Origin of the sequence: Pedomonas sp., assembly GCF_036515995.1 — a bacterium.
Classification (GTDB): domain Bacteria; phylum Pseudomonadota; class Alphaproteobacteria; order Sphingomonadales; family Sphingomonadaceae; genus Pedomonas.
Genome location: NZ_DATBUP010000259.1, coordinates 1 through 18,682 on the forward strand (window position 1 = coordinate 1; position 18,682 = coordinate 18,682).

The 18,682-nt window shown below is 65.2% G+C and carries 13 protein-coding genes and 1 pseudogene; 3 read left to right on the top strand and 11 right to left on the bottom strand.

Annotated elements, in window-relative coordinates; translation table 11 throughout:
* The 4 genes from VIG90_RS18480 to aspS form a co-directional block, all read right to left on the bottom strand.
* On the bottom strand, positions 1-1,433 hold a 1,433-nt coding region (locus tag VIG90_RS18480), incomplete at its 3' end, for a peptide chain release factor 3 (protein WP_331595006.1).
* 415 nt (positions 1,434-1,848) lie between these two features.
* Entirely contained in the window at positions 1,849-2,082 is a 234-nt protein-coding gene (locus VIG90_RS18485; protein WP_331594995.1) for a hypothetical protein, read from the bottom strand.
* A 15-nt stretch (positions 2,083-2,097) separates the two neighbouring features.
* Positions 2,098-3,600, bottom strand: coding sequence for a glycerol kinase GlpK (gene glpK, locus VIG90_RS18490; protein WP_331594996.1), 1,503 nt, complete (start codon positions 3,598-3,600; stop codon positions 2,098-2,100).
* Positions 3,601-3,839: 239 nt separating this feature from the next.
* On the bottom strand, positions 3,840-5,612 hold the full coding sequence (gene aspS, locus VIG90_RS18495; protein ID WP_331594997.1) for an aspartate--tRNA ligase: 1,773 nt from the start codon (positions 5,610-5,612) through the stop codon (positions 3,840-3,842).
* Between the two features lie 98 nt (positions 5,613-5,710).
* On the opposite strand from aspS, the gene rnd reads away from it, so the two are divergent.
* Entirely contained in the window at positions 5,711-6,877 is a 1,167-nt protein-coding gene (gene rnd / locus VIG90_RS18500) for a ribonuclease D (RefSeq protein ID WP_331594998.1), read from the top strand.
* 188 nt (positions 6,878-7,065) lie between these two features.
* Here rnd and VIG90_RS18505 read toward each other — a convergent pair whose 3' ends face one another.
* From VIG90_RS18505 to VIG90_RS18530, 6 genes are all read right to left on the bottom strand, one after another.
* Positions 7,066-8,850 carry a methyl-accepting chemotaxis protein gene (locus VIG90_RS18505; protein ID WP_331594999.1) on the bottom strand — a complete coding sequence of 595 codons (1,785 nt, stop codon included), beginning with the start codon at positions 8,848-8,850 and terminating at the stop codon, positions 7,066-7,068.
* Positions 8,851-9,082: 232 nt separating this feature from the next.
* Complete coding sequence (ppx, locus tag VIG90_RS18510) at positions 9,083-10,624, bottom strand: exopolyphosphatase (RefSeq protein ID WP_331595000.1); 1,542 nt, start codon at positions 10,622-10,624, stop codon at positions 9,083-9,085.
* A gap of 64 nt (positions 10,625-10,688) precedes the next feature.
* On the bottom strand, positions 10,689-12,875 hold the full coding sequence (locus VIG90_RS18515) for an RNA degradosome polyphosphate kinase (RefSeq protein WP_331595007.1): 2,187 nt from the start codon (positions 12,873-12,875) through the stop codon (positions 10,689-10,691).
* A gap of 37 nt (positions 12,876-12,912) precedes the next feature.
* Positions 12,913-13,596, bottom strand: a complete 684-nt coding sequence (locus VIG90_RS18520) for an HdaA/DnaA family protein (protein WP_331595001.1) — start codon at positions 13,594-13,596, stop codon at positions 12,913-12,915.
* The gene (locus VIG90_RS18525; RefSeq protein WP_331595002.1) at positions 13,593-14,687 is read right to left on the bottom strand and encodes an AI-2E family transporter; all 1,095 of its coding nucleotides are present in this window, start codon (positions 14,685-14,687) and stop codon (positions 13,593-13,595) included. Before VIG90_RS18525 ends, VIG90_RS18520 begins: the two co-directional genes overlap by 4 nt.
* A gap of 7 nt (positions 14,688-14,694) precedes the next feature.
* Complete coding sequence (locus VIG90_RS18530; protein ID WP_331595003.1) at positions 14,695-16,113, bottom strand: DUF2066 domain-containing protein; 1,419 nt, start codon at positions 16,111-16,113, stop codon at positions 14,695-14,697.
* A 127-nt stretch (positions 16,114-16,240) separates the two neighbouring features.
* On the opposite strand from VIG90_RS18530, the gene purM reads away from it, so the two are divergent.
* Positions 16,241-17,344: a phosphoribosylformylglycinamidine cyclo-ligase gene (purM, locus tag VIG90_RS18535; RefSeq protein WP_331595004.1), complete on the top strand. Its 1,104-nt coding sequence runs from the start codon at positions 16,241-16,243 to the stop codon at positions 17,342-17,344.
* Positions 17,334-18,005 (top strand): phosphoribosylglycinamide formyltransferase, encoded by a 672-nt coding sequence (purN, locus tag VIG90_RS18540; protein WP_331595005.1) that lies wholly within the window; start codon positions 17,334-17,336, stop codon positions 18,003-18,005. The genes purM and purN overlap by 11 nt, the downstream gene beginning before the upstream one ends.
* Before the next feature lie 142 nt (positions 18,006-18,147).
* On the opposite strand, the pseudogene VIG90_RS18545 reads toward purN, so the two are convergent.
* A pseudogene (locus tag VIG90_RS18545) lies at positions 18,148-18,489 on the bottom strand (YciI family protein); the annotation flags it as partial.
* Positions 18,490-18,682 lie beyond the last annotated feature (193 nt).

Below are 18,682 nucleotides of genomic sequence, written 5' to 3' on the forward strand. Positions count from 1 at the left end.
CAGCGCGCCACATCATAGGGCGAGTCCTCGAACTTGATCTCGACCTTGTATTCGGCCAGCGCGCGGGAGGCGAGCACCTCCAGCTGCAGCGCGCCGACAACGCCGACGATCCAGTTGGAGCCGATGGACGGGCGGAACACCTGAATGACGCCCTCTTCCGCCAGATCCTGCAGCGCCTGCCGCATGGCCTTCACCCGCAGCGGGTCGCCCAGCTGCACGCGGCGCAGGATATCCGGCGCGAAGTTGGGAATGCCGGTGAAGCGCAGGTCCTCGCCCTCGGTCAGGGTATCACCCACGCGCAGCGTGCCGTGGTTGGGAATGCCGATGATGTCGCCCGGCATTGCCTCTTCCACCAGTTCGCGGTCCTGCGCGAAGAAGAAGATCGGGTTGTGCACGGCCAGCTGCTTGCCGGTGCCCATCTGCTTCAGCTTCATGCCGCGCTTGAACTTGCCGGAGCACAGCCGGAAGAAGGCCACGCGGTCGCGGTGGTTCGGGTCCATGTTGGCCTGAACCTTGAACACGAAGCCCGTCACCTTGGGTTCGCTGGCTTCCACCGTGCGGGTGTCGGCGGGCTGGCTGCGCGGGCTCGGAGCCATGGCGCCGATCGCGTCCAGCAACTGCTCGACCGAGAAGTCCTTCAGCGCGGAGCCGAAGAACACTGGGGTAAGGTCACCGTTCAGGTACGCTTCCCGATCCGGCTCCGGATAGGCGGAGCTCGCCAGTTCAGCGGTTTCGCGGAACTCGGCCAGCACGTCGGCGGGAATGGTCTTGTCCAACGTCTCGTCATCGGTGCCTGTCAGCTGCACGTACTTGTCGTAGGCGCCGCCGCGGCCATGACTGGAGGTCAGAAACTCGTTCTTGCGCAGGTCAAAGACGCCATGGAACGTCGAGCCGGAGCCGATCGGCCAGTTCATCGGCGTCACGTCCAGGGCCAGCGTGCTCTCAATTTCGTCCAGCAGCTCGAACGGGCTCTTGGCCTCGCGGTCGATCTTATTGACGAAGGTGATGATCGGAATGTTGCGGATGCGGCAGACTTCCAGCAGCTTGCGGGTCTGGCTCTCGATACCCTTGGCCGCGTCGATCACCATCACCGCCGAGTCAACCGCGGTCAGGGTCCGATAGGTATCTTCCGAGAAGTCTTCGTGACCCGGCGTGTCCAGCAGGTTGAAGGTGATGCCGCCGCGCTCGAACGTCATGACCGAGGAGGTCACGGAGATGCCGCGGTTCTTCTCGATATCCATCCAGTCCGAGCGGGCACGGCGGCGTTCGCCGCGTGCCTTCACCTGACCGGCAAGGCGAATGGCGCCGCCGAACAGCAGCAGCTTTTCCGTCAGCGTGGTCTTACCGGCGTCCGGGTGCGCGATGATCGCGAACGTGCGCCGGTCGCTCGGCTGCTCCGGCCGTGCCGGAGAGCGGGTCGCCTCGCCCGCCACATCTGCGCTGGCAGTGGTGGCGGCGGTCTGGTTGTCGTCGAAGCTGGTCACTGCGGTTGTTACTCGCCTGCGGTTACAACTGTGGGTCTGTCTGGCGCGCATTCAAATCATAGGGCTTGGCGCAAGGCCAGCCTGAAATTTACGGCCAGGCTTAAAGCGGGGCGTTTCCGGGGCGAATATTTTGCATGGCGGGGAGATTCTCCCCACCCGGACCGGACTTGCCCGCTGTTCTGAAGGGTAGGAGTTACTTGTTCGCGGCCTGCGCGGACATCTCGCTGAGTTCGGGAATGTAGATCTCGGCCACGGTCAGCAGGGCCACGAAGGCCAGCAATGCGGCGAAGAATGCCTTGATGAGAACGCCCATCTGTTCTGCTGCCCTTCCCGTTTACAAACCGTCAAATAGATGCTCGAGGTCTTACTCTGCCGCCGGTCCGCCGCTGACCGCCTCGTCGGCAGGTCGCTCAGGCAGCTCCGGTACCGTTGTATATAGGTACACATTCCCCAGAAGCACGATACCGGCCACCACCATCAGAATGCCGCGCAGCCGTTCCTTGCCCGTTTGCTTGACGGCAAGCCTTACGCCGAAGACCATCAGCGCGAAAGAGAACAGCACCGCCACGGATATGGCGAAAGACCAGAACGCACTCATGCAAATCCCAAATTTCTACTCGAACCGATGCTCGGCCCGTGCCGCGTCACCCAGAGTCCGGGCCACGGCAACGCGCCAGCCCGCCAACCTAGACGAGCGCGCGTCAGGTGCAAGCGCTGGTTCGAAGCACCGGTCAGGTTGCCACAGCCGGACCGCATCTTCCGGCCCCTTCAGCAGCCCCGCGCCGATGCCCGCCAGTATGGCCGCGCCCAGCGCCGTCGTTTCGGTCACGCGGGGGCGTTCCACAGTCAGGTCCAGCATGTCGGCCAGATCCTGCGCCATCCAGTCGTTGACAGCCATGCCGCCATCAATGCGCATGAGGCCCGGCTCCACGCCGTCCTGACGGAATGCCGTCATGAGGTCATGGGTCTGGTAGCTCATCGCCTCCAGGCAGGCCCTCACTATATGGGCACGTGTGGCCCCGAACGTAAGACCCGTCAGCGAGGCCCGCGCCTCGGGCCGCCAGTGCGGCGCGCCCAGCCCCACGAACGCGGGCACCAGATAAACCCCCTCCGTAGACGCAACCGAGCGAGCCAGCACTTCTGTCTCCCCCGCCTCAATCACCAGCCCCACTTGGTCGCGCAGCCATTTGACAGCGCTTCCGGCCACGAAAATACTGCCCTCCAGCGCATAGGCCGGCTTGCCGCCAAGACGCCACGCCACCGTCCCCAGCAGCCGATTCTGCGAGAGGCGCGGCTCCTCGCCCACATGGGCCAGTACGAACGCGCCGGTGCCGTAGGTTGCCTTGATGGCTCCTGGTGTCACGCACGCCTGCCCAAGAGCCGCGGCCTGCTGATCGCCCGCCACCCCTGTGATGGGGATGGCGCGCCCGAGAAGCTCCGGCAGGGTGTGGCCGAACGGGGCGGCGCAGTCCGTAATCTCGGGCAAGATGGCGCGGGGCACTCCGAACAGTTCGCAAAGGTCCTCCCGCCACTGGCAGGTGCGCAGGTCCATCAGCTGGGTGCGGGCGGCATTGGTGGCGTCCATCACGTGCAGCCCGCCGGTCAGGCGGAAGATCAGGTAGCTGTCCACCGTTCCGCATGCGAGTCGATTGGCAGCCAGCAGCTCCGCCAGTTGCGGCCGGTGCCTCAGCGCCCAGCCCAGCTTGGTTGCGGAAAAGTAGGGATCAATCGGCAGGCCGGTTGCCTCCGCTACCAGCGGACCGTGTCCGGCTTCCTCCAGCGCAGCGCATTCATCCGCCGTGCGCCGGTCCTGCCACACGATTGCGGGACCAACCGGCTCCCCGGTAGCCCTGTCCCAGAACACCACCGTCTCGCGCTGGTTGGTAATGCCCAGAGCCTTGATGTGCCCTGCCCCGCCCAACTGAGCAATGGCAGCACGGGCGGCAGACAGGGTCTCCGCCCAGATCTCCTTCGGGTTGTGTTCCACCCAGCCCGGCTTCGGATAGTGCTGGATGAGCGGCCGGGTTGCAGTGGAAACACTTGCGCCCGTCAGGTCAAACACCATCGCGCGGGTGGACGTTGTGCCTTCATCAAGGGCGAGCAGAAGTTCGGTCATGACGGAAATGTAGCGGCTCTGTCGGGGCGGGCAACACCCGGCGATCCCCTGCATTCAGTTTATCTTGTTTTACGTGTATTTAACAAAAATAGTTCATATACAACTTCGCGCTCACGGCAGCTCGCGGAACGACTGCCCGTGGGCGCTATCGCCTGTTTTTATAAGTCGCGTTGAATCGGAAGCGCCCGGGAGGCCGGCCCCCGGGCGCTTCGTCGTTTCAGCAGATGAGGCAGCCCGGCTTATTCGGGCAGCACCACGCGAATGGAAAGCTCGCGCAGCTGACGCAGCGCCACTTCAGATGGCGCATTCATCATCAGGTCTTCCGCCTTCTGGTTCATCGGGAACACGATGACCTCGCGGATGTTGGGCTCGTCGGCCAGCAGCATGACGATACGGTCAACGCCCGGAGCCGAGCCGCCGTGCGGCGGTGCGCCCAGCTTGAAGGCGTTGATCATGCCGCCGAACTTGGAGTCCACGTCTTCCTTGGTGTACCCGGCGATCTCGAACGCCTTGTACATGATCTCCGGCTTGTGGTTCCGGATTGCGCCCGAAGACAGCTCGATGCCGTTGCAGACGATGTCGTACTGGTAGGCCAGGATGTCGAGCGGGTTCTTGGTCTCCAGCGCTTCCATCTCGCCTTGCGGCATCGAGAACGGGTTGTGCGAGAAGATGACCTTCTTTTCCTGCTCGTCGTACTCGAACATCGGGAAGTCCACGATCCAGCAGAACTCGAAGCGGTTCTGGTCGATCAGGCCCAGTTCGGTGCCGACGCGGGTACGGGCAAGGCCGGCCAGCTTGGCGGCACCCGCTTCCTTGTCGCAGGCGAAGAATACGCCGTCGTTGGGGCCGAGGCCGAGCTGGGCGACCAGTTGCTGAACCCGCTCCTCGCCGATGTTCTTGGCGATCGGACCGCCGGCCACGCCGTCCTTGAAGTTGATGTAGCCAAGACCCGCATAGCCTTCCTGACGAGCCCAGTCGTTGGTGCCGTCAAAGAAGCTGCGCGGACGCAGGCCTGCCTCTGGAGCCGGAATGGCGCGCACCACGGCGCCCGTCTCGATGGAGCGTGCGAAGATGCCGAAGCCCGAGCCGCGGAAGATCTCGGTCACGTCCTGAATGACGAGCGGGTTGCGCAGGTCCGGCTTGTCGTTGCCGTACTTCAGCATCGATTCCTTGTAGGGAATGCGCTTGAACGGATACGGGCTGACCGAGCGGCCGTTGGCGAACTCCTCGAACACGCCGTGCAGCACCGGCTCGATGGCCGCGAACACGTCTTCCTGCGTCACGAAGCTCATCTCGAAGTCGAGCTGGTAGAACTCGCCCGGGGAACGGTCGGCGCGGGCGTCCTCGTCGCGGAAGCAGGGTGCGATCTGGAAGTAGCGGTCGAAGCCCGCCACCATCAGCAGCTGCTTGAACATCTGCGGCGCCTGCGGCAGCGCGTAGAACTTGCCCGGGTGCAGACGGCTCGGCACCAGGAAGTCGCGTGCGCCTTCCGGGCTGGAGGCGGTCAGGATCGGCGTCTGGAACTCCTGGAAGCCCCGATCGATCATCCGACGGCGCAGGCTTGAGATCACGTTAGAGCGCAGCACGATGTTCTTGTGCAGGCGGTCGCGGCGCAGGTCGAGGAAGCGGTAGCGCAGGCGGATGTCTTCCGGGTACTCGGCGTCGCCGAACACTGGCATGGGCAACTCGTTGGCGGCGGAGAGAATCTCCACCACCTCGGCCTTCACCTCGATCCGGCCCGTGGGCAGGTTGTCGTTGATGGTCTCGGCCGTGCGGGCGACCACCTTGCCATCCACGCGAATCACGGATTCGGAGCGGAGATGCTCAGCGTTCTTGAAGGCCGCCGAGTCGACGTCGACGACGATCTGGGTCAGGCCATAATGGTCCCGCAGGTCGATGAACAGCAGATTGCCGTGATCGCGCTTGCGGTGGACCCAGCCCGACAGGCGGACGGTTTCGCCGACATTGGTTTCGCGGAGGGCTCCGCAGGTATGGGTGCGATAGGCGTGCATGGCAAAAACTCGGTTGTAACCGGAAAAAAATGCGATCGCGGACACACACAGCTTCACGCCCCGTTTGTCAAGGCGCTGCAAGCTGCTACAGCATCACCATGAAAGAATATGTACTCGTCACCACAACGGAAGACCTGTCGGCGCTGTGCGTGCGGCTGGCCGATCAGCCTTTTATCGCGCTTGATACCGAGTTCATGCGCGAGAACAGTTACTATCCCGACCTCTGCCTGATTCAGGTGGCCAGTGTCGAGGAAGCCGCGATCATCGACACCAAATCGTCGAAGCTGTCGCTGGAGCCGCTGTTCACCCTTCTCACCAATGAGAACGTGCTGAAGGTCGTCCACGCCGGTGGTCAGGACATGGAGATCTTCTTCGGCCTCATGGGCCGCATCCCCGCCCCGCTGTTCGACACCCAGATCGCCGGTATGGCGCTGGGCTATGGCGAGCAGGTCGGTTACCAGCAGCTGATCGAGCAGACGCTCGGCGTTCACCTGAACAAGGGCGCCCGCTTCACGGACTGGAGCCGCCGCCCCCTCGAGCAGCGCCAGCTCGACTACGCCGTGGGTGACGTGACCTATCTGGCCGAGGCTTTCCCCAAGCTGCTCGATCGCCTGAGGGAAACCGGGCGCGGCGAATGGCTGGACGAGGAGATGGCCCGCCTGATGGACCCGGCCACCTACACCATCGATCCCGACCAGATGTGGCGGCGCATGAAGCTGCCGAACCGCAACGCCGAGGTGCTGGGCCGCCTCAAGGCACTCGGCGCGTGGCGCGAGCGCGAGGCGCAGGCCAAGAATCTGCCGCGCTCCCGTCTGGTGAAGGACGAGACGCTGGCCGATCTCGCCCTGCACCCGCCCCGCGATCAGACGGCGCTGACCCGCGTGCGCGGCCTGCCCTCCAGCTGGGGTCAGAACGACATCGGCGCGCGCCTTCTCGGCGTGCTCGAGAATGCCCCGCCGCTGCCCAAGGAAGAGATCCCGGCCCGTGACCGGGTGAATGCCCTCGGCCGTCAGGCGTCGCTCATCGCTGATCTGCTCAAGCTGCTGCTCAAGATCCGCTGCGAGGAGTCGAGCATCGCCCCCAAGCTGGTCTGCCGGGCCGATGAACTGGAGGCCCTTGCCGGCGGCCAGCGTGAAGGCCTCAGTATCCTCTCGGGCTGGCGCTTCGAGCACTTCGGCAAGGACGCTCTGGCCATGGTCGAGGGCCGCCTCGCCTTCAGCGTGCGCGACGGCAAGCTGGATCTGAAGGTTATCGAGCCATCGTAAAATTTTGATACTGCTGTAGTTTCCAGATTTAGGGCCGCGCCTTGCAGAAGGGTGCGGCCTTTTTCTTTAGCCAGTGACGGACTGACGGCGCCCGCTCGCAAACAGAAAACCCCGGCCAGTTGCCTGACCGGGGTTTCCGTTGTTCCTCCGTCCTGGGAAAGACGGCTGGTTAAGCGGGTTGGCAGCGGTTACGCGGCCCGAACGCGGGTGAGGAAGCGGTTCACCTGTACGCGCAGCTCGTCAGCCTGCTGGCTGAGGGCCCCTGCGGCGTCCAGAACTTCCTGCGCGTTGTGACCGGTGGTCTCGACGCCGGCGGTGATGCCGCCGATGTTGCGCGAGACTTCCTGCGTGCCGTGAGCCACCTGCTGCACGTTGCGGGCGATTTCCTGCGTCGAGGCGCTCTGCTGCTCGACGGCGACGGAGATACCGACGGAGATTTCGTTGATCTCGCCGATGGTGCCGGCAATGGCGCGGATGGCGCTGACCGACTCTTCGGTTGCCGACTGGATCAGGGCGATCTGGGCGGCAATGTCGTTGGTGGCCTGCGTCGTCTGGTTGGCCAGAGACTTCACTTCCGAGGCGACGACCGCGAAGCCGCGGCCGGCATCGCCCGCGCGGGCGGCCTCGATGGTGGCGTTCAGCGCCAGCAGGTTGGTCTGCTCGGCAATCTGGTTGATGAGGTCCACGACCTGACCGATCTGGCGGGCACCTTCCACCAGGCCCTGCACCTTGGCATCGGTTTCCTTGGCGTCGATCACGGCCTTGTCGGCCACGGTCTTGGCCTGCATGGTCTGGCGGCGAATCTCGTCTACCGAGCTGGCCAGCTCTTCACCGGCAGCAGCAACCATCTGCACGTTGGCAGCGGCCTGCTCGGCGGCGGTGGCAACCGCACCGGCCTGCTGGGTGTTGTCGTGCGCCGTGCGGGTCATGTCTTCAGAGCTGATGCGGACCTTCTCGGCAGCATCGGTGAAGGTGGACACGATGACGTTGATCGTGGTCTCGAACTCGGCAATGGCCGCGTCCAGAGCATTGGCGCGCGCGGTCTTGGCGGCGGTTTCCGCGGCTTCGCGCTCGCGCTCGGCCTTCTGGCGTTCGGCTTCCTCGGCGCGGTGGCGCTCTTCGGCCTCGCGCTGGCGGCGCTCGTTCTCTTCCTGCTCCTGGCGCAACTTCTCGGCTGCCAGCGAGTTCTCACGCAGCACCAGCAGCGCACGGGCGGTCTCGCCCAGTTCGTCGCCGCGGTGGGTCAGCGGAACTTCGGTGTCCAGATTGCCGTCCGCCAGCTGGCGGGTTGCGCCGGTCAGGGCGGCCAGCGGCTTGGTCACGCCGCTGCGGGTCAGGAAGAAACCAGCCAGCAGGGATAGGATGGTCGAGATCGAGAGCACCAGCAGAATGATCTGACGGGTGTTATCGGTCTGCGCAGCCAGCTGATCGCGGGAGACGGTCAGCTCCTGACGGCTCTTGAGAATAAAGGCGTTCATGTCCTTCGTGAGAGAGTCCATTTCCGGCTGGAACTCTTCGTACATGATTGCCAGAGCGGTCTCGTTGTCATTCTTCAGTGCGGAAACCGAGACGGCTTCCAGAATGTCGAACGCGGTCAGGTAGCGCTGGCGCAGCTTGGCCAGTTCATCCTTGTGGCTCTGGGAAGTCGTCAGCTCGATTGCCTCGTCCATGTCCTTGATGAAGGTCGAGCGCACGCCCTGAAGCTGATCGCTGATCTTCTGGACATTCTCGGTATTGGTGTCGGCAATCAGGTTGAAGGCGAGCCGAGAGGTATCGGCCCGGTCCTTGTCGGCGAATGCGGCCGAGGTAATGGCGCGTGCGTCACGCGTCACCATCGTGCTGTAGGATTCGGTGATGTTGTCCATGTTGATGATCGAGAACACCGTCACTGCAACGGCAACGACGCCGCTGAGGAAAAGCGGTGCGATCATCTTGTAGAGGATCTTCACGCGGTTGAGATAATTCAGAAACATCGTCTGCTCCCAGACTCAGGCGGAACATATTCACGCTAGTCCATAGAGCGGTAATGGTGACTGATCCGTAAACCTCGATCGGAAATGTTGTTTAGCAGCATGGAAAAGATGGTTAATTTCAAAGACCCGCGAAACTGAAGGTTCGCAGCAAGGGCGCGGAAAACTGCCAAAGCGCATGGAACCGGCCGGATGGCCGCCCGCCCTGCCCGGTCAGAGGCAAATAAATTTTCTGTCAGGAATGAATGATCTCGAAGAAGGGTGCCATGCCCAGGTGCTTGGCAAGGCTCGCCAGCCGCCGGTCCACCACTTCGCCGTAAAGCCCGGCGTATTCTTCCGTCAACGCCAGCACCAGCTGGCCGCTACGCCGGATCAGGTGGCAGCTCTCCAGCGGTTTGGCGGTGCCGCCGGTCAGGCGCTGACCAAGGCGCAGCGCCAGACCCCACGCCTTGGCACGGCTCAGATCCGATGAGCTGGCCAGCGGCTGCATCATCGCGCCGTAGCGATCATTGATGGAGGCACCATAACAGGCATAGAGCGCCGCGCCGATCATGGCCCGGCCGCGGTAGTCGATGCCAACCCAGTTCCCGAAGAACGATGCCTCAAGCGCCCGTTCCGCCCGGAAGTCCGGGTGGCCGCGCCAGGCCACGTCCGCCAGCAGGCAGGCGGCCAGCCGCAGGCGGCGGTCTTCGGCGGTTTCGTCGTGCTCGAACAACGGGTTCATCCACTGCATCAGGGCTTCGCCATGCTCAGGGAAGCGGCCTTCCTGCACCGCTTCCATGCGGCAGGCTGCCAGCAGCGGGTCCTCGCGCTGAACGGCGGGCGGCAGCGCGTCCAGCAACATGCCTTCGCGCAGGCCATAGGAGGAGTTGATGATGATCGGGATGTCGAGGTGTTCAACCAGCGTTTCCAGAACGGAAATCGCAATGGGAAGGTTTGGCAACCGGCGCTCGGTCAGGCTTTTGACCCGCTTCAGTTCCTTGCGCTCCATGGAGTTCAGCGCCTTGGCGAGTCTGCCGAGCGCGGCAGGCTCCATCTGGTAGTGGTGAATGATGCTGAGCGGATGGTTGGTGAGATGCATGTCCAGATGGGCCAGCGCCCGCCAGGAGCCGCCCACGGTGTAGAACGGCAGCCCCCTGACGGTCTTCAGCCAGGGCACGCCCTCCAGCGCGCGGCGGACCTTTGCCTGCACGGCCTCAGCCGGCGGCGCGCCGGGAGAGCCGTTGCGCAGGGTCAGCACGCCCATCGGCAGGGAAACCCGCTCGCCCACCTTGCCGTTCGCGATGCGAATCAACTCGAGGCTGCCCCCGCCAAGGTCGCCCACGATCCCGTCGGCTTCCGGCTTGGCGGAGAGGACGCCCAGCGCTGCGAAGTAGCCTTCCTGCTCGCCGCTGATCACGGAAATGTCGAGGCCGGTCTGGCGCTTCACCCGAGCGACGAACTCCGCCCCGTTGCTGGCCTGACGCACGGCGGCCGTCGCCACCACGGTCAGTTGGTCCACCTGCATGTCGGCGCACAGCATGGCGAAGCGGCGCAGCGTATCCACCGCCTGCTCCATCGTCGCCTCTTCCATCGCGCCGCTCGTGGCCAGGCCCTTGGCCAGCCCGCACATCACCTTCTCGTTGAACACGGTCGGCGGCACGCGCACCGCGCCGCGATAGACGACGAGCCGGACCGAGTTGGACCCGATGTCGATGATCGCAATCAGACGCTGGTCGATCGGACGCTGGACAGCGCGCGGGCGGGCGTTGGAAAGCGACACTGCGGCGCGATTCATGAAACCTACTCGGCGGATGGACACAGGGTACACGCCGCGCACTTTAGCTCGGCTGAACCGTCAATCAACCCGCAGAAGGCGCTTCGACAGCGTCTTTTTGTCTTCCGTTATTGTCCAGCACCAGCCGCGGAATGGCTCCGGGATCCTTCAGTGCCGCGCCCCGCCCCGACATGGAGGGATTGGTCATGAAGTAGCGGTGCACGTTGAAGGAGTCGCCTCTGGGGGGCATACGCACATAGGTCCCGTCTGGTTGCAGCCACGAGGACTGCTCGGTGTCCTTCAGGTTCGCCACCATCACCTGATCCAGCACCTGGGCATGGACCGTGGGATTCTTGATAGGCACCAGCACCTCGACGCGCCGGTCGAAGTTGCGCGGCATCCAGTCGGCCGACGAGATGTACACCTTCGCCTGCCGCGAGGGCAGCGCCGCGCCGTTGGCGAACGCCACGATCCGGCTGTGCTCCAGGAACCGCCCGATGATGGACTTGACCCGGATGTTCTCCGAAAGCCCCGGCACGCCGGGCTTCAGACAGCAGATGCCCCGCACCACCATGTCGATCTCGACGCCGGCCTGACTGGCCTCGTACAGCTTGTCGATGATGACCGGGTCCACCAGCGAGTTCAGCTTCACCCAGATCTGGGCCGGCTTGCCCGCCCTGGCGTTCCGAATCTCGTTCTCGATGTTGGCCATCAGTGTCGAGCGGATGCCGATGGGAGACATGGCCACGCATTCCAGATGCTCGGGCGGCACGTAACCGGTGATGTAGTTGAACACCTGCGCCGCATCCAGCGCCAGCACCGGGTCCGCCGTGAAGTAGGACAGATCGGTGTAGATGCGCGCCGTCACCGGATGGTAGTTTCCGGTGCCGAAGTGGCAGTAGGTCCGCAGGTCCGCGCCCTCGCGCCGCACCACCATGGAGAGCTTGGCGTGGGTCTTGAGGTCGATGAACCCATAGACCACCTGCGCGCCCGCCCGCTCCAGCTCGGTCGCCCAACGGATGTTCTGCTCCTCGTCGAACCGCGCCTTCAGCTCTACCACCGCCGTCACGGACTTGCCCGCCTCGGCCGCCTCGATGAGCGCGCGCACGATCGGACTCTTCTTGCCCGCGCGGTAGAGCGTCTGCTTGATGGCGACCACGTCCGGGTCCGCCGCTGCCTGCCGCAGGAACGAGAGCACCACGTCGAAGCTCTCGTACGGGTGGTGAACCAGAATGTCCTTGGCCCGAATGGCGGCGCAGCAGTCCCCGCCGTATTCCCGAATACGCTCCGGGAAACGCGGCGTGTAGGGCTCGAACTTCAGGTCCGCCCGTTCGTCGGTGATCAGCTGGTCGGTATCGGCAATGCCGAGGATGCCGTTCACCTCCACGGCGTCGCGGTCCGCCACGCCCAGCTCGCGAATGACCATGCGCTTCAGCTCGGGCGGGGTCGCCGCCTCGATCTTCAGCCGGATCACCTGACCGCGCTTGCGCCGTTTCAGGGCCGATTCGAAGTAGCGGACCAGATCTTCCGCCTCTTCCTCCACCTCGATGTCGCTGTCGCGGATCACGCGGAATGCGCCCTGCCCCATCAGCTCGTATCCCGGGAACAGCTGACCGAGGAACAGGCGAATGGTGTTTTCAAGGCTGATGATGCGCACGCCCTCGCCCGGCAGGCTGATGAAGCGCGGCAGCATGGAGGGCAGCAGCAGCAGGGCGTGCAGCAAGCTTCTGTCTGCCAGCCGCCGCAGCTCCAGCACCAGCGAGATGCCCTTGTTCGGAATGAACGGGAACGGGTGCGCCGGGTCTATGGCCAGCGGCGTCAGCACCGGGAAGATCTTGGCGAGGAAATGTCCCTCGAGCCACTCCTGCTCTTCGGCCGTCAGGTCATCACGGCCCAGCACCTCGATGCCGCCCTGCGCCAAAGCCTCGCGCAGCTCGCCCCACACCGCCTGCTGCGCCCGCATCAGCTCGTCGGCCTTGTCGGAGATCGCGGCCAGCTGCTGGGCCGGCGTCAGCCCGTCCTGGCTGACGGTCTGCACCGCGGCGTCCATCTGCCCGCGCAGGCCCGCCACGCGCACCATGTAGAACTCATCGAGATTGCTGCCCGAGATCGAGAGGAACCGCACCCGCTCCAGCAGCGGATAGCGCTCGATGCGCGCCTGCTCCAGCACCCGGAAATTGAAGGCGAGCCAGGACAGCTCCCGATTGAAATACCGATCGGGGTCCACAGGATGGAGATGATCCGCATGGGCAGCGGCAAGATAGGCATTCATGGGCATGGTAAGAAGCTACTCTGCCCGTGCGAAGGAATTATGACAAGCTCTGCGCTTTGGCCGCCTTCTCGGCCGAATCCGCCATATCCGCCAGCACCTGCCGCACGAACGGCACCGTCACCGGCCGCCGCTTCTCCAGCGCCGTCTGGTCGATGGCCTCGACCACAGCGTTGATGCGCCCGTAATCCCGCTCCAGCCGCGGCATCAGGAACTCGATCACGTCCGGCGGCACGTCCAGTCCCCGGTCGCGGAACTGCTTGACCATCAGCGCCGCCATCAGCGGCTCGTCCGGCTGGCTGATCTCCGCCACCGGCAGCGCCTGCAGGCGTGAGATCAGGTCCGGCAGCTGCAGGTTCCATTGACGCACCGGCTGGCGGGTCAGCAGCACGAGGCCGATCTGCTGCTCCCGTGTCCAGTTGATCAGGTGGAACAGCCCTTCCTCGTCCACGCCCTCGCCCACCGCGTCGATCACCATGGTCGGCAGGCGCAGGCGGCTGTGCAGCTGGCCGGGGCCAAGCACCCGCCCCCCGGTGCGGCTCGCAAAGATCGCGCCCAGATGGCTCTTGCCTGACTTCTCCGGCCCCACGATCAGCAGGGCATGGCTCGGCCAGTCCGGCCAGTTGTCGAGATACGCAACGGCCAGTTCGTTCGACGGCGAGACGGCGAAGTTCTCGATCCCCGTCGCCTTGCGGTAGGACAGCGGCAGCGGCGGCTGTTTCATCGCCCCTGCTCCTGCTTAGGGCCCGCTTCGGGCGATGGCACCGGCGTCGTGCCGTCGTCATAGAGGCGGCTGGACAGGTAGCGCTGGATCAGCCAGCGCGACAGCACGGCTACCACCGCCGCCACCGGCACCGCGAGGAAGATGCCGACGACGCCCAGCAGCTCGCCGCCTGCGAAGATGGCGAAGATCACCCACACCGGATGCAGACCCACCCGGTTGCCGATGAGGTTCGGGGTCAGGATGCTGCCCTCGATGCCCTGAACGATCACGAACACCACATAGACCAGCCCCACCTTGACCCAGTCCGTCCCGAACTGGCCCAGCGCCACCAGCACTGCCAGCGCCGAGGCGAAGAACGGTCCGGCCAGCGGCACGAAGGCGAGCAGGCCCGCGATCAGGCCGAGCACCAGCGCATAGTTGAGGCCGAGCAGGCTCCAGCCGAAGGCGTAGAGCACGGCCAGCGCCATGCACACCAGAAACTGGCCGCGCACGAAGCCGGAGAGCGCATAATCCATGTCGCGCAGCAGCGTCTCGATCGTCGGCAGGTGCTGGCGCGGCAGCAGGGTCCTGATGCGCGCAACCACGATGTCCCAGTCCCGCAGCAGGTAGAAGGCCACCACCGGTGAGATCAGAATGAGCGTGAACAGGTTGAACAGGGCGATACCGCTGGCCAGCACCTGCCCCATGTGCGCGGCGATCCATTCCATCAGCTTGCCGCTGGACTGGTTTACCAGGTTCTGCGCGCGCTCCGTGCCGCCCGCTTCATCGATCAGCCCGAGAATCAGCGGGCGAACCTTGGCGATGTAGCCCGGCAGCGCGTTGGCGAACCCCACCACCTGATCCCGCAGCATCGGCGAGATGGCGATGAACACGCCGATGACCAGCCCGAAGAACGCCACGATGGCAATGCTCGTCGCCAGCCAGCGCGGCATCTTCAGCGCTTCCATGCGGTCCGCCACCGGGTCGAGCAGGTAGGCCACGGCAAGGCCCACCACGAACGGCAGCAGAACGCCGCTGATGGAGACGAAGAAGGCAAGGAAGAGCAGGACGCCGAGAGCGAACCAGATCCACCGCGGGGGCGACGAGGCCATGGGCCGATTACTCCTGTGGCGGGCGCTGGCCGAAGCCCGGCGGCAGCAGCGAGTTCGGGGCCTGACCCTGAGGCTGCTGGCCCTGCGGTTGCTGACCCTGGGGTACTTGTCCCGGCGCTGGCGGGGTGGCTTGTGGCTGTGCTTGCGGGGCCGGTTGCGGCTGGCCCTGAGGTTGCTGGCCCGGTGCGGGAGCCGGGGCGCCCGGCCCGGAGGAGACCACGCCCTCCTCGCCCACGCCCTCGATGATCTGCGGCATCTGGATCGGCGGGTCGCCCGCCCGGCGGGCACGCAGCACCAGACGGCCATCGCCCGTCGGTACGAGGCGCAGGCCGATCTGGTCGAGGTCATAGTGCAGCCAGTTCACCGATGAACCGTAATCAAGGCGCACCTGCGAGGTGCCGCCAAGCGACAGGCCGGTCAGCGTCAGGCCCGCCACCGAAGGCACGCGGCGCAGCTGGGCCTCCAGTGCAGACCACGCCTGAGCATTGGGCGTGTCCACCAGCACGTCGATGCCGCGGAAGCTCTGCACGCCGAACGTCTGCTCCGGCTCGTACGTGCTCGAGGCTGCCACCTCGTCCACGCTGATCGCCTCGCTCGCCTTCAGCTTGCCTGCCTCCAGTGCCTTGTTCATGGCCGCATCGAGCGCGCTCACCGCTTGGGCCAGCATGGCCGGAACCTCGGCGGGAGATTTGGCCGTCAGCTTGGCCTCGCCCAGCAGGCGGCGTTCAAGGCCGTGCAGAACGCGGAACGTGCCTTCCACCGGACCGCCCGGATAGGTGCGGTTCAGGCTGGCCTCGGCCACGGCCACGTCCTCCGCGCCGTAGCGCATCAGCGCCAGACGCATCATCTCCGGAGACTGCTCGGTCGACCGCGCGGCGCTCAGCAGCACGCCGTCGCTCGGCGTTCCGGTCACCCGCACGTAGTCGATGGCGGTGCGTACGTCGGCGAACGTCGTCCACGCCCGGAACCACGGGCTGCGCGGATCAACGCCGGACCAAGCCCCGCCGTCCTTCATCACCGGCAGCAGGAGAATCGGGTGAGACTTGCGGCCCTGCGGCCCGAGTCCCAGCTTGCCGATGTACGAGCGGATCTTGGTCGGCTCGAAATCGACGCTGAGCCGTGCGATGTATCGCCGCGAGGAGAAATTCTCCGACTCAACGTTGATGCCGGCCACCAGACCGTTCATGCCGCCGTCGCCCAGACTTGGCGCGGACGACTCCGCCTGACCCGTCAGGCGGGCCCACAACTGCCGCCACGCCTTGCGCTGTGCCAGCCGGAAGCCTGCGTCGCGGGCCTTGTTCGCGTCGCCAGCCACCACGTCCACCGTCACTCCCTTCACAGAGAACGGATCGGCGGTGACCGGGTCGGCTGCACGAACCGTCCCGGAGGACAGCATGCCGATTAGGAGGAGAGGAACGAGCCGCACGAGGACCAATCAATGACTTTGTTCGACAGGAATGCGTTCCTTTTACAACTGAGGTTTCGCTTCTCAAGTTCAATCTGGTAACAGGCGTCCAACTGTATCTCGCCTTTCAGCTTTGGAAAGACCGGTCATGTCCGAAAAAACACCCTACACCTACGCCCAGGCGGGCGTGTCCATCGACGCCGGAAACGCGCTGGTCCGTGCCATCGCCCCGCTGGCGCGCGCCACCCGCCGTCCCGGCGCGGACAGCGATCTCGGTGGCTTCGGCGCATTCTTCGACCCCAAGGCTGCGGGCTACAACGATCCGCTGCTGGTCTCCTCGACCGACGGCGTCGGCACCAAGATCAAGCTCGCCATCGATGCCAACGGCCATGACACCATCGGCATCGACCTCGTTGCCATGTGCGTGAACGATCTGGTGGTTCAGGGCGCAGAGCCCCTGTTCTTCCTCGACTATTTCGCCACCGGCAAGCTCGACACCGGCGTTGCCGCCCGCGTCGTCGCCGGCATCGCCGAAGGCTGCCGCCTCGCCGGGTGCGCCCTCATCGGCGGCGAGACCGCCGAGATGCCGGGCCTCTATGGCGACGGCGACTATGACCTCGCCGGTTTCACCGTCGGCGCGGTCGAGCGCGGTCAGCAGCTCACCGGCGAAGGCGTCGCCAGCGGAGACGTGATCCTCGGCCTGTCCTCCTCGGGCGTCCACTCCAACGGCTACTCGCTGGTCCGCCGCCTCGTCACCGACTTCAAGGTGGACCTGACCGCCCCGGCGCCGTTCGATTCTTCCCGCACCGCGGGCGAGGCCCTGCTCGCTCCCACCCGCATCTATGTGAAGCAGCTCCTGCCGACCGTCCGCTCGGGCAAGATCAAGGCGCTGGCCCACATCACCGGCGGCGGCATCACCGAGAACATGCCGCGCGTGCTGCCCAAGGGCACCCGCGCCGTGTTCGACACCGCCAGCTGGGATCTGCCGCCGCTGTTCCGCTGGCTGCGTGACCTCGGCTCCATCGAGGGCGCCGAGCTGGTCCGCACCTTCAACTGCGGCATCGGCATGGCCATCGTCGTTGCTGAAGAGAACGTGGACGCCGTCACCGCCGCCCTTACCGAAGCGGGCGAGAGCGTTCACCGCATCGGCCGCATCGAACCCGCTGAGGGCGACGTGCGCGGCTGCCGCGTGACCTCCGCCGCCGGCAACTGGGGCTATGCGGACGCGTGGGACGCCTCACATGATGCCTAATTCCGGCTCCAAGCTCCGCATCGGCGTTCTGATCTCCGGGCGGGGCAGCAACTTCAAGGCGCTGCTGGATGCCTCGCTCAAGCCGGATTTCCCGGCCGAGATCGTCTGCGTCGTCTCCAACAAGGGGCAGGCAGGCGGCCTTGAATATGCGCGCGAGGCTGGCATTGCCACCGTCGTCGTGCCGCACACCGGCTTTGCCAGCCGCGAGGCGTTCGACGTGGCGGTGGACACCCAGCTTCGCCGTCATGACGTCGAGCTGGTGGTGCTGGCCGGGTTCATGCGCGTCCTCTCCGCCGAGTTCATCAACCGCTGGCCGGACCGCATCCTGAACATCCACCCCTCGCTCCTGCCCGCCTTCCGTGGTCTGCACACCCATGAGCGCACCATCGAGGCCGGCTGCAAGATCGCGGGCTGCACCGTTCACATCGTCCGGCCCGAGCTGGACGAAGGCCCGATCATCGCTCAGGCCGCCGTGCCGGTGCTGGAAGGCGATACCGCCGGCACCCTCGCTGCCCGCATCCTCGAGCAGGAGCACCGCATCTACCCGGAAGCGGTCCGCCTGATTGCTGAGGGCCGCGTCGAGATCGACGGCATGATCGCCCGCATCCGCGATGCCCAATCGACTGCCCACCCGCTGGTGAACCCGGCGCCGCGCTGCTGATTGAAAACTTGAAATACGACGCGTAAGGGCCGGTTCTTCCGGCCCTTTTCGTTTTTACTCACTTGCGCTCCGCCAGCCGCTCCCGCTGCCGCCTCTCCTGCTCGGCAACCTTCGGCGGCACCGCATCGCCGAGTTCCTTGATCTCATAAAGCGGCCGGATCTCGATCTCGGAGCGCTCACGCATCGGGTTCGGGCAACGCTTCACCCACGCGATCGCCTCATCCATGTCCTTGACCTGCCAGAGCCAGAACCCGGCAACGAGGGACTCCGGCGGATCGAACGGCCCATCGACCACCGTCCGCTGCGTGCCGTCGAACATCACCCGCTTGCCGTCGGAAGACGGGTGCAGCCCCTCGCCCGCCAGCAGAACTCCGGCGTCCAGCAGTTCATCGTTGAAGTTGCCCATCTCGATGAGCAGGTCATCAGGCGGCAGTGCGCCGCTTTCGCTTTCCGCCGTGGCCTTCACCAGAACCAGCACGCGCATGTGCTCCTCCCATCCAACCGTGCAGACAGGAGGAACGCCCTGGATGGCCCGGAAGGTGCCGCGCGGATGCCAGGTAAAAGCCTTCGGCGTGTACTTCGCAGGGGGTCTCACCCCCTGCACTCCCATTACCTATTCGGCCTCAGACATCATGACGGGCGCAGCCAAAAGAAAAGGGCCGGCGCAAACCGGCCCT